General features: G+C 65.2%; 10 protein-coding genes. 9 read left to right on the forward strand and 1 reads right to left on the reverse strand.

All coding sequences use genetic code 11. The features are described 5' to 3' along the window. The first annotated feature begins 1 nt into the window (after position 1). The 9 genes from nuoH (at position 2) to CAL24_RS05590 (ending at position 10,327) form a co-directional block, all read left to right on the forward strand. Positions 2-1,075: an NADH-quinone oxidoreductase subunit NuoH gene (gene nuoH / locus CAL24_RS05550; protein WP_028356447.1), complete on the forward strand. Its 1,074-nt coding sequence runs from the start codon at positions 2-4 to the stop codon at positions 1,073-1,075. A 21-nt stretch (positions 1,076-1,096) separates the two neighbouring features. After that, entirely contained in the window at positions 1,097-1,585 is a 489-nt protein-coding gene (gene nuoI / locus CAL24_RS05555; RefSeq protein ID WP_028356446.1) for an NADH-quinone oxidoreductase subunit NuoI, read from the forward strand. A gap of 17 nt (positions 1,586-1,602) precedes the next feature. Next, positions 1,603-2,250: an NADH-quinone oxidoreductase subunit J gene (locus CAL24_RS05560; RefSeq protein WP_028356445.1), complete on the forward strand. Its 648-nt coding sequence runs from the start codon at positions 1,603-1,605 to the stop codon at positions 2,248-2,250. Then, a complete protein-coding gene (nuoK, locus tag CAL24_RS05565) occupies positions 2,247-2,555 on the forward strand; it encodes an NADH-quinone oxidoreductase subunit NuoK (RefSeq protein WP_012248610.1) in 309 nt (102 codons plus the stop codon). Before CAL24_RS05560 ends, nuoK begins: the two co-directional genes overlap by 4 nt. Positions 2,556-2,572: 17 nt before the next feature. After that, positions 2,573-4,588: an NADH-quinone oxidoreductase subunit L gene (nuoL, locus tag CAL24_RS05570; RefSeq protein ID WP_028356444.1), complete on the forward strand. Its 2,016-nt coding sequence runs from the start codon at positions 2,573-2,575 to the stop codon at positions 4,586-4,588. Further along, entirely contained in the window at positions 4,585-6,087 is a 1,503-nt protein-coding gene (locus tag CAL24_RS05575; protein ID WP_094805950.1) for an NADH-quinone oxidoreductase subunit M, read from the forward strand. Before nuoL ends, CAL24_RS05575 begins: the two co-directional genes overlap by 4 nt. 9 nt (positions 6,088-6,096) lie before the next feature. Further along, complete coding sequence (nuoN, locus tag CAL24_RS05580) at positions 6,097-7,581, forward strand: NADH-quinone oxidoreductase subunit NuoN (protein ID WP_094805951.1); 1,485 nt, start codon at positions 6,097-6,099, stop codon at positions 7,579-7,581. A gap of 12 nt (positions 7,582-7,593) precedes the next feature. Further along, positions 7,594-7,914 carry a DUF2818 family protein gene (locus CAL24_RS05585; protein WP_028356441.1) on the forward strand — a complete coding sequence of 107 codons (321 nt, stop codon included), beginning with the start codon at positions 7,594-7,596 and terminating at the stop codon, positions 7,912-7,914. Positions 7,915-8,116: 202 nt separating this feature from the next. Continuing rightward, positions 8,117-10,327: a TonB-dependent receptor gene (locus tag CAL24_RS05590; RefSeq protein WP_170947050.1), complete on the forward strand. Its 2,211-nt coding sequence runs from the start codon at positions 8,117-8,119 to the stop codon at positions 10,325-10,327. A gap of 67 nt (positions 10,328-10,394) precedes the next feature. Here the strand turns inward: CAL24_RS05590 and serB are convergent, their stop codons facing one another. After that, a complete protein-coding gene (serB, locus tag CAL24_RS05595) occupies positions 10,395-11,252 on the reverse strand; it encodes a phosphoserine phosphatase SerB (RefSeq protein ID WP_094805955.1) in 858 nt (285 codons plus the stop codon). Positions 11,253-11,292 lie beyond the last annotated feature (40 nt).

Raw genomic sequence — 11,292 nt, forward strand, 5'->3', positions numbered from 1 at the left:
CATGGAATGGCTCAATGTTCTTGAAAGCCACGGTCAGGCCTTGCTGGGGCCGACGGCCTGGCTGGTGCTCTGGACGATCGTGAAGATCGTCGTCATCGCCGTGCCCATCATTCTCTGCGTGGCCTATCTCACCTACTGGGAACGCAAGATGATCGGCTGGATGCACGTGCGCCTCGGGCCGACCCGCGTCGGCTTCCGGGGCCTGCTGCAGCCGTTCGCCGACGTGTTCAAGCTGCTCACCAAGGAAGTGGTGGTTCCCACCCAGGCCAACAAGGTGCTGTTCGTGGTGGCCCCGGTGGTCACCCTGATGCCGGCGCTGGCCGCCTGGGCGGTGGTGCCGTTCGGGCCCGAAGTGGTGCTGGCCAACGTCAATGCCGGGCTGCTCTACGTCATGGCCATCACCTCCATCGGCGTCTACGGCGTCATCGTGGCGGGCTGGGCGTCGAACTCCAAGTACGCGTTCCTGGGCGCGCTGCGCGCCTCGGCCCAGATGGTCTCGTACGAACTGGCCATCGGCTTCGTGCTGGTGACCGTGCTGCTGGTGTCGGGCAGCCTGAACATGTCCGAGATCGTGCTGGGCCAGACCCGCGGCTGGTTCGCCGAGCGCGGCCTGACCTTCCTGTCCTGGAACTGGCTGCCGCTGCTGCCGCTGTTCGTCATTTACGTGATCTCGGCCGTGGCCGAGACCAACCGCCACCCCTTCGACGTGGTGGAAGGCGAATCCGAGATCGTGGCCGGCCACATGGTCGAGTACTCGGGCATGGCATTCGCGCTGTTCTTCCTGGGCGAATACGCCAACATGATCCTGCTGTCCTGCATGGCCTCGATCATGTTCCTGGGCGGCTGGACGTCCCCGATCGACATCGCGCCGCTGACCTGGATCCCGGGCTGGATCTGGCTGGGCATCAAGACATTCTTCGTGGTCTCGCTGTTCGTGTGGTTCCGCGCGTCGTTCCCGCGCTACCGCTACGACCAGATCATGCGTTTGGGCTGGAAGATTTTCATCCCGCTGACCGGCGTATGGCTGGTCGTGGTGGCGATCTGGATGCAGACGCCCTGGAACATTTGGCGCTGATGCGCCAAGCTGAGGCAGGATATGGAAGCGATCAAAGATTTCTTCGGCAGCCTGATGCTGGCCGAGCTGCTCAAGGGCATGCGCCTGACGGGCAAGTACTTCTTCAAGCGCAAGGTCACCTTGCGCTACCCGATGGAAAAGACGCCGACCTCGGCGCGCTTCCGCGGGCTGCACGCGCTGCGCCGCTACCCCAACGGGGAAGAGCGCTGCATCGCCTGCAAGCTGTGCGAAGCCGTCTGCCCGGCGCTGGCCATCACCATCGAATCGGACATCCGCGACGACGGCACCCGCCGCACGACGCGCTACGACATCGATCTCACCAAGTGCATTTTCTGCGGCTTCTGTGAAGAAAGCTGCCCCGTGGATTCCATCGTGGAAACCCATATCCACGAATACCACGGCGAAAAACGCGGCGACCTGTACTTCACCAAAGACATGCTGCTCGCCGTGGGCGACCGCTACGAAGCCGAAATCGCCCGCCGCCGGGCCGAAGACGCGCCATACCGTTGACGCCTAAGGTCTGATCCATGACTTTCACCACTGTCCTGTTCTACATATTGGCTGCCGTCCTGGTGATCGCCGCGTTCCGCGTCATCACCGCGCGCAGTCCCGTCACCGCCGTCCTGCACCTGATCCTCGCCTTCGCCAACGCGGCCATGCTGTGGATGCTGCTCGGCGCCGAGTTCCTGGCGCTGCTGCTGGTGCTGGTATACGTGGGCGCCGTAATGGTGCTGTTCCTGTTCGTGGTCATGATGCTCGACATCCGCATCGATGCGCTGCGCCATGGCCTCAAGACCTACCTGCCGCTCGGCCTGATCATCGGCGCGGTGCTGGTGCTCGAGATGTCGTTCGTGCTGGGCGCCACCTGGTACGGCGCCGGCCCGCAGGCGCCGGTCGCGGGCGACTACAACAACACCCGCGCGCTGGGCGAGGCCATGTACACCCAGTACGTGTACGCCGTCGAAGTGGGCGCCGCGCTGCTGCTGGTGGGCATGGTCGCCGCCATCGCGCTGACGCTGCGCCGCCGCCGCGACGCCAAGTACAACGATCCGTCCGCCGCCGTGCGCGTGCGGGCCAAGGACCGCTTCCGCCTGGTCAGCATGCCTGCCCAGAGCGATCGCGCCCAGGGCCGCGTGACCGCGCCCGCCGACGACGCCCAAGGAGAAAAAGAATGACGCTGACGCTGGCCCACTACCTGGTGCTGGGTGCGATCCTGTTCGCCATCGGCATCTTCGGCATCTTCCTGAACCGTCGCAACCTGATCATCCTGCTGATGTCCATCGAGCTCGTGCTGCTGGCCGTCAACATGAATTTCGTGGCGTTTTCCAGCTGGTTCGGCGATACCGCCGGCCAGGTGTTCGTGTTCTTCATCCTGACGGTGGCCGCCGCCGAGGCCGCCATCGGGCTGGCCATCCTGGTGCTGCTGTTCCGCAACCTGAACACGATCAACGTTGACGAACTCGATCGCCTGAAGGGCTGACGGGGTATTGGAAGAAAATGTCTAGCTCACCCAACCTGTACTTGCTGATCGCGCTGGCGCCACTGGCCGGCGCGATTCTTGCCGGGCTGTTCGGCACCGGGTTCCTGGGCCGGCCCATCGGCCGCCGCGGTTCGCACATCATCACCATCCTGGGGGTGCTGATCTCCACGGTGGGTTCGCTGGTCGTGCTCGGCGACGTGCTCAACGGCCACACCTACGACGGCACGGTCTACACCTGGAGCCTGATCGGCCAGACCAAGCTCGAGATCGGCTTCCTGATCGACCCGCTGTCGGCCATGATGATGGTGGTGGTCACCTCGGTATCGCTGATGGTGCACATCTACACCATCGGCTACATGGCCGACGACCCCGGCTACCAGCGCTTCTTCGCGTACATCTCGCTGTTCACCTTCTCGATGCTGATGCTGGTCATGTCCAACAACATGGTCCAGCTGTTCTTCGGCTGGGAAGCGGTGGGCCTGGTGTCGTACCTGCTGATCGGCTTCTGGTACACGCGCCCCACGGCCATCTTCGCCAACATGAAGGCGTTCCTGATCAACCGGGTCGGCGACTTCGGCTTCGTGCTGGGCATCGGCCTGCTGTTCGCCTACGCCGGCACCATGCACTACGCCGACGTGTTCGCGCAGGCCGACAAGCTGGCCGGCGAGACCCTGCCGGGCACCGACTGGATGCTGCTCACCGTGGCCTGCATCTGCCTGTTCATCGGCGCCATGGGCAAATCCGCCCAGGTGCCGCTGCACGCCTGGCTGCCCGATTCCATGGAAGGCCCCACGCCGATCTCGGCGCTGATCCACGCCGCCACCATGGTGACGGCCGGCATCTTCATGGTGGCGCGCTTCTCGCCGCTGTTCGAGCTGTCCGACACCGCGCTGTCGTTCGTGATCGTCATCGGCGCCATCGGCGCGCTGTTCCTGGGCATCCTGGGCATCATCCAGAACGACATCAAGCGGGTGGTGGCGTATTCCACGCTGTCGCAGCTCGGCTACATGACCGTGGCGCTGGGCGCCTCCGCCTACTCGGTGGCCATCTTCCACCTGATGACGCACGCCTTCTTCAAGGCGCTGCTGTTCCTGGGCGCGGGCTCGGTGATCATCGGCATGCACCACGACCAGGACATCCGCAACATGGGCGGCCTGCGCAAGTACATGCCCATCACCTGGATCACTTTCCTGCTGGGCACGCTGGCCCTGGTCGGCACCCCGTTCTTCTCGGGCTTCTATTCCAAGGAGCACATCATCGAGGCCGCCGGCGCGGCCGGCGTCTGGGGCGCCAGCTTCGCGTACTACGCCACCCTGGTCGGCGTGTTCGTCACCTCGCTGTACTCGTTCCGGGTGTACTTCCTGGTCTTCCATGGCAAGGAGCGCTTCGATACCAGCGGCCATGGCCATGGCCATGACGCCCACGGCCATGACGACCACGGCCACCACGGCGGCACGCCGCATGAATCGCCCTGGGTCGTGACCCTGCCGCTGGTGCTGCTGGCGATCCCCTCGGTGCTGATCGGCGCCTGGGTGGTAGACCCGATGCTGTTCGGCGGCTTCTTCGACGGCGTGATCAAGGTGCTGCCCCAGCACCCGGCCATGCACGAGCTGGGCGAGGAATGGCACGGCTGGGTCGCCTTCGGCCTGCACGCCTTCCAGACCGTGCCGTTCTGGCTGGTGGTGGCGGGCGCCGTCATCGCGTGGTACTGCTACCTCGTCAACCCCAAGGTGCCGGCCGCCATCAAGTCGAGCCTGTCGGGCATCTACAAGCTGCTGGACAACAAGTACTACGTCGACTGGATCAACGAACAGGTCATTGCGCGCGGCGCGCGCTGCCTGGGGCATGGGCTCTGGCAGACCGGTGACCGCGGCCTGATCGACGGCGTGGTGGTCAACGGCAGCGCCCGCGTGGTGGGCTGGGTGGCCGCGGTCAGCCGCCACCTGCAGTCCGGCTACATCTATCACTACGCGTTCGCGATGATCATCGGCATCATGGCGCTGGTAACTTTCTTTGTGCTGATTCCCCAATGACGGCAAGCGACATGGCATCCAACACTTTTCCCTGGCTTACGCTTGCGATCTTCGTTCCGATCGTATTCGGCCTGCTGGTGCTGGCTCTGGGCCGCGACGACCGTCCCGGGCTGACGCGCGGCCTCTCGCTCGTCGGGGCGCTGGCCGGTTTCGTGGTCACCATTCCGCTCTACACGGGCTTCGATTCCTCCACCGCCGCCATGCAGTTCGTCGAGAAGGCGTCCTGGATCGAGGCGTTCAACGTCAACTACCACCTGGGCGTGGACGGCATTTCGCTGTGGTTCGTGCTGCTGACCGCGTTCATCACCATCATCGTGGTGCTGGCCGGCTGGGAAGTCATCACCAGCCGCGTGGCGCAGTACATGGCCGCCTTCCTGATCTTGTCGGGCCTGATGGTGGGCGTGTTTGCGGCGCTCGACGGCCTGCTGTTCTACGTGTTCTTCGAGGCCACCCTGATCCCGATGTACATCATCATCGGCGTGTGGGGCGGCCCCAACCGGGTCTACGCCGCGTTCAAGTTCTTCCTGTACACGCTGCTGGGTTCGCTGCTCACGCTGGTGGCCTTCCTCTACCTGTGGAACGTCTCGGGCGGCTCGTTCGACATCCAGACCTGGCACCAGACCAAGCTGGGCTACACGCCGCAGGTGCTGATCTTCCTGGCGCTGCTGGCCGCCTTCGCGGTCAAGGTGCCGATGTGGCCGGTCCATACCTGGCTGCCGGACGCCCACGTCGAGGCCCCCACGGGCGGCTCGGTGGTGCTGGCGGCCATCATGCTGAAGCTGGGCGCCTACGGCTTCCTGCGCTTCTCGCTGCCGATCGCGCCCGACGCCTCGCACAGCCTGGCCGGCCTCATGATCGCCCTGTCGCTGATCGCCGTCATCTACATCGGCCTGGTCGCCATCGTCCAGGACGACATGAAGAAGCTGGTGGCCTATTCGTCGGTGGCCCACATGGGCTTCGTGACCCTGGGCTTCTTCATCTTCAATACGGCCGGCGTCGAGGGCGCGATCGTGCAGATGATCTCGCACGGCTTCGTGTCGGGCGCCATGTTCTTCTGCATCGGCGTGCTGTACGACCGCCTGCACTCGCGGCGTATCGCCGACTACGGCGGCGTCATCAACGTGATGCCGCGCTTCGTCACCTTCTTCGTGCTGTTCTCCATGGCCAACAGCGGCCTGCCCGCCACCAGCGGCTTCGTGGGCGAGTTCATGGTGATCATGGGCGCGGTCGAGCACAATTTCTGGATCGGCCTGCTGGCCGCGACGGCGCTGATCCTGGGCGCCTCGTACTCGCTGTGGATGGTCAAGCGCGTGGCGTTCGGCGACATCGCCAATGACAACGTGCGCGCCCTGACCGACATCAATGCGCGCGAATTCCTGATCCTCGGCGTGATGGCCATTGCCGTGTTGTACATGGGCATACATCCCAAGCCCTTTACCGACGTCATGCACGCTTCGGTCGAGGCCCTGCTGCAACACGTTGCCGTCTCGAAACTGTAAGACTGAACCATGATGCAATCCCACATCGATTTCGCCCTGGCCGCACCCGAGATCCTGTTGCTGGTTTTCGCGCTGGCGATCCTGTTGATCGACGCGGTCAGCTCGCATCCCGAGCGCAAGCCCACGTTCGTGCTTTCGCTGCTGGCACTGGGCGTGCTGACGGTCGTGTCGCTGGTGCAGTGGAACGACGGCGCCGTCGGCCGCACCTTCAATGGCCTGTACGTGGCGGACAACCTCTCGCACCTGCTCAAGATCGCCTCGTATGTCGCCGTGGCGGCGACGCTGGTCTACGGCCGGGCCTACGCCCAGGCGCGCGACATGCTGCGCGGCGGCGAGCTCTACGTGCTGACGCTGATGGCCCTGCTGGGCCAGATGGTCATGATCTCGGCGGGCAACCTGATCAGCATCTACCTGGGCCTGGAGCTGATGTCGCTGGCCCTGTATGCCCTGATCGCGCTGCGCCGCGACGACGTGGTGGCCACCGAGGCGGCCATGAAGTACTTCGTGCTGGGCGCGCTGGCTTCCGGCTTCCTGCTGTACGGCATGTCCATGGTCTACGGCGCCACCGGGCAGCTCGACATCGCGGAGATCGCCAAGGTGGTTTCCGCCGGCCGCCAGGAGAACATGGCGCTGGTGTTCGGGGTGGTGTTCCTGGTTGCCGGCCTGGCCTTCAAGCTGGGCGCGGTGCCGTTCCACATGTGGGTGCCCGACGTATACCAGGGTTCGCCCACCGCGGTGACGCTGATCCTGGGCGCGGCGCCCAAGCTCGCGGCCTTCGCCATTGCGCTGCGCCTGCTGGTCGAGGGCCTGCACGGCCTGGCCGCCGACTGGCAGCCCATGCTGATGATCCTGGCCGTGCTGTCGCTGGCCATCGGCAACCTGACCGCCATCGCGCAGACCAATTTCAAGCGCATGCTGGCGTACTCGACCATCTCGCACGTGGGCTTCGTGCTGCTGGGCCTGATGTCCGGCGCCGTGGAGGGCAATCCCGGCGCGTCGGCGCAGGCGTACGGCTCGGCCCTGTTCTACATGCTGGTCTACGTGCTGACCACGCTGGGCACCTTCGGCATGGTGCTGCTGCTGTCGCGCCAGGGTTTCGAGTGCGAGCACATCGACGACCTGAAGGGCCTGAACCGCCGCAGCCCCTGGCACGCCGCCATCCTGCTGCTGCTGATGTTCTCGCTGACCGGCATCCCGCCCATGGTGGGCTTCTATGCCAAGCTGGCCGTGCTGCAGGTGCTGGTCGAGGCCGGCCATGTGGCACTGGCGGTGGTCGCGGTGCTGTTCTCCCTGATCGGCGCCTTCTACTACCTGCGCGTGGTCAAGGTGGTCTATTTCGACGAGCCGGTGGCCGAAGTCGGGCCGGTGGCGGCTTCGTGCGGGCCGCGCGGCGTGCTGTCGCTGAACGGCGCGCTGATCCTGGTCCTGGGCATCCTGCCGGGCGGGCTGATGGCGCTGTGCGTGCATGCCATCCAGACCTCGCTGGGGCTGTAAGCAGGCCGGGGGATGAACCAGACCCTCGCCGTCTGGCTATTGATTGCGTTGGCGCTGGTCAGCGCCAACCTGCCGTTCCTGACCGAACGTGTGCTGGCCGTGCTGCCCTGGAAGGGCGGGGCGGCCAAGCCGTTCTGGCTGCGCATGCTGGAACTCCTGCTGTACTACGCCCTGGTCATCGCCCTGGGATTCGCCTTCGAGGCCGCGCTGGGCAACTCGTTCTCGCAGGGCTGGGAGTTCTACGCCATTACGCTGAGCCTGTACCTGGTGCTGGGCTACCCGGGCTTCGTCTACCGGTATTTGTTCAAGCGCCATCCTTCTTTGCGATCCTGAGATCCGCTTCCCAGTAAGAAGCGCCTGCTTGCAGGCGCTTTTTTTCATCCGGCCGGCGATAAATCGTTGTAATTCGCGGATCTGTAGCAGATGTTCAGGCGATTGTCAGGTGTTCCATTCAGAATCTAGCCCGATCAAAAAATAAGAATCGTTGCTATTTCTATTTGGAGAAGCCGTTGTGAAGGCCCTGGACTCGTATTCAATGAACTCGCTGGCCTCGTCGCTCGCCGCGGCGATGGTCGCTCCTGCTTTCTGTCTGGCCTCGCAGGCCAGCGCCCAGACTTCGGTGCAGCAGCTCGCGCCGGTCCAGGTGGAAGGGGAGTCGTCGCCGTACGATGCCCAGGTGTCCCAATCGCCGAAAATGACGGCGCCCCTGCTGGACACGCCCCGCACGGTGCAGGTGGTGCCCCAGCAGGTGATCCAGGACCAGGCCGCCACTTCGCTGCAGGACGTGCTGCGCAACTCACCCGGCATCACCTTCGGGGCTGGCGAAGGTGGCCGGCCCGGCGGCGACATTCCCATCATCCGCGGGCAGAATTCGGCCGGCAGCATCTTCGTCGACGGCGTGCGCGACAGCAGCATCCAGGTCCGCGACACCTTCAACCTGGAACAGGTGGAAATCATCAAGGGGCCGGATTCGGTCTATTCCGGCCGCGGCGGGGCGGGCGGCAGCATCAACCTGGTGACCAAGAAGCCCAAGGCGGTCGATTTTGCCGAAGGCACGCTGCAGGTGGGCACGGACAATAACTACCGCGCGACCGCCGACGGCAACTGGCGCCTGGGAGAGCAGGCGGCGTTCCGCCTGAACCTGATGGGCACTAAGGGCGACGTGCCGGGCCGCGACAGCGCGGTCGACTTCGAGCGCTGGGGCGTCGCGCCCTCGCTGACGCTGGGCGTGGGGACGCCGACGCGCATCACCCTGGGCTATGAGCATTACCAGGACGACAGCATGCCCGACTACTCGATCCCGTACGATCCCGAGTCGGGGCAGCCGGTGACCGAGACGCGCGGCGTCAGCCGCAAGACCTTCTACGGCCTGAAGGAGCGCGATTTCTTCAAGACGCGCGACGATACGTTCACGCTGACTGTCGAGCACGATTTTGCCAGCAACCTGCGCCTGCGCAACGTCATGCGCTACAGCCGAGCCACCACCGATTACGCGGCCACCAACCCGGACGACAGCAAGGGCAACGTCGTGCTGGGCAAGGTCGCGCGTGTGCTCAAGAGCGGCTACGACATCAACAAGTCGTTCTCGAACACCACCGACCTGCTGGGCCAGTTCAACACGGGCTCGCTCGAGCATTCGTTCGACCTGGGCTTCGAGTTTTCCACCAGCACGCGCGACAACTATACGTATACCGAGAGCGGCGTGGACCGCAGCACCGATTGCGCCGTGAATACCGGGCCGCTGTGCACGTCGTTGTGGGATCCCGACCCGGGCGACGCCTATGGCGGCACGCTGACGCGCAGCGATACGCCCAAGGTGTACCGGACCGACACGGTATCGGTCTACGGCTTCGATACGGTGAAGATCAACGAACAGTGGCAAGCCAGCGCCGGCGTGCGCCTGGACCGCTACAGCACCAGCGGCAAGAACCTCACGAAGGGCCGCAATGACCCGGCGGGCACGCCCGACGTCTACGATACCTCGCGCGACGACACCCTGTTCAACTACCAGCTCGGCGTCGCCTATAAGCCTCTGCCCAACGGCACGGTCTACGCGAGCTTCGGCACTTCCTCCACGCCGGCGGCGATCAGCACCGCCATCTCGGACTCGGTGTCGGCCGGCAATGCGGACCTCGAACCGGAAAAGAGCCGCACCGTCGAGGTGGGCACCAAGTGGCAGGTGCTCGACGATCGCCTGGCCCTGTCGGCCGCGCTGTTCCAGGACATTCGCAAGAACACCAATGTACAGGTCTCGGCCAACGAGACGGAGCAGGTGGGCAAGGCCAAGGTGCGCGGCCTGGAACTGGGCTTCTCGGGCAGCATCACGCCGAAGTGGAACGTCTACGGCGGCTATACCTTCATGGATAGCGAACTGGTCAAGGGCGCCGCGAACAGCGGTGCCGAGGGCGAGGACCTGCCCAACACGCCGCGCCACGCATTCAGCCTGTGGAGCACCTACAAGGTGTTGCCGCAGCTGACGGTGGGCGGCGGCGCCTACTACGTGGCCAAGGTGTACGGCAATTCGGACGCCTCGGACAACGCCAACGGCACGCCCAAGGCCCGCTGGGTGCCTTCGTACTGGCGCTTCGACGCCATGGCGGCGTATCAGTTCAACGAGCACCTGACGGCGCAGCTGAACATCAACAACCTGTTCGACGAGACGTACTACACCAAGGCCTATGCCTCGCACTACGCCGCCCTGGGCGCGGGCCGCTCGGCGGTGCTCTCGCTCAACGTGAAGTACTGAGGCGCGGCAGGCAGGTGTCAGGCTCCGCAGGCGCCTGACACCCGGCCGTGCCCGCAATGCCCGCGGTTCAGCTTTCGAACCAGTTCAGCACGCCGTCCAGCCCGGCCACGTTCAGCGCGTAGGGCGTCTGTTGGCGCACGATCGGCTTGGCGCGATAGGCCACCGCATAGCGGGCGGCGCCCAGCATTTTCAGGTCGTTGGCGCCATCGCCCAGGGCGATGGTGTGCTCCGGCGTGGCGCCATGGGCCTGCGCGAAGGCGCGCAAGTGGGCGAGCTTGGCGTCGGCGTCGAGGATGTCGCCCAGCACCTTGCCGGTGAGCACGCCATCGCGGACCTCCAGCGTATTGGCATGCGCGCTGTCGAGCCCGAGGCGTTCGCGCAGGCGCTCGGTGAAGAACGTGAAGCCGCCCGACACCAGCAGCACCTTCAGGCCCGCGGCCCGGGCCGTGGCAATCAGGCGCTCCGCGCCCGGATTGAGCCGCAGTTTCTCGCTATAGACCTGTTCCAGCGCGCTGGCCGGGGTGCCGGCCAGCAGCGCCACCCGGCGGCGCAGGCTTTCGGCGAAGTCCTTGATCTCGCCGCGCATGGCCGCCTCGGTGATCTCGGCCACCTGCGGCTTCACGCCCGCCACGCCGGCAATCTCGTCGATGCACTCGATGTTGATGAGCGTGGAGTCCATGTCCATGGCCAGCACCTTGCATTGCGCCAGGCGCGCGCCGGCGGGGACGAAGGCGGTATCCACGCTGTGCTGTTCGCCCCAGGCGGTGACCTGCCGGCGCACTTCGGCATCCTGGTCGACGTCGAGCAGACGCGCGGCCGTGGCGCCGAGCTGCACGACGCCCTGGGCGTTGGCCAGGGCGGCCAGCTGCTCGACCTGGGCGGCGTTCAGGGACGGGGACTGGATGACGAGGTGATGCGTGGGCATGGCGGATCCGGAGGAAGAAGGCACGATGAGGCGGCGGCTG

The sequence above is a fragment of the Bordetella genomosp. 2 genome (genome assembly GCF_002261345.1).
Classification (GTDB): Bacteria; Pseudomonadota; Gammaproteobacteria; order Burkholderiales; family Burkholderiaceae_B; genus Bordetella_A.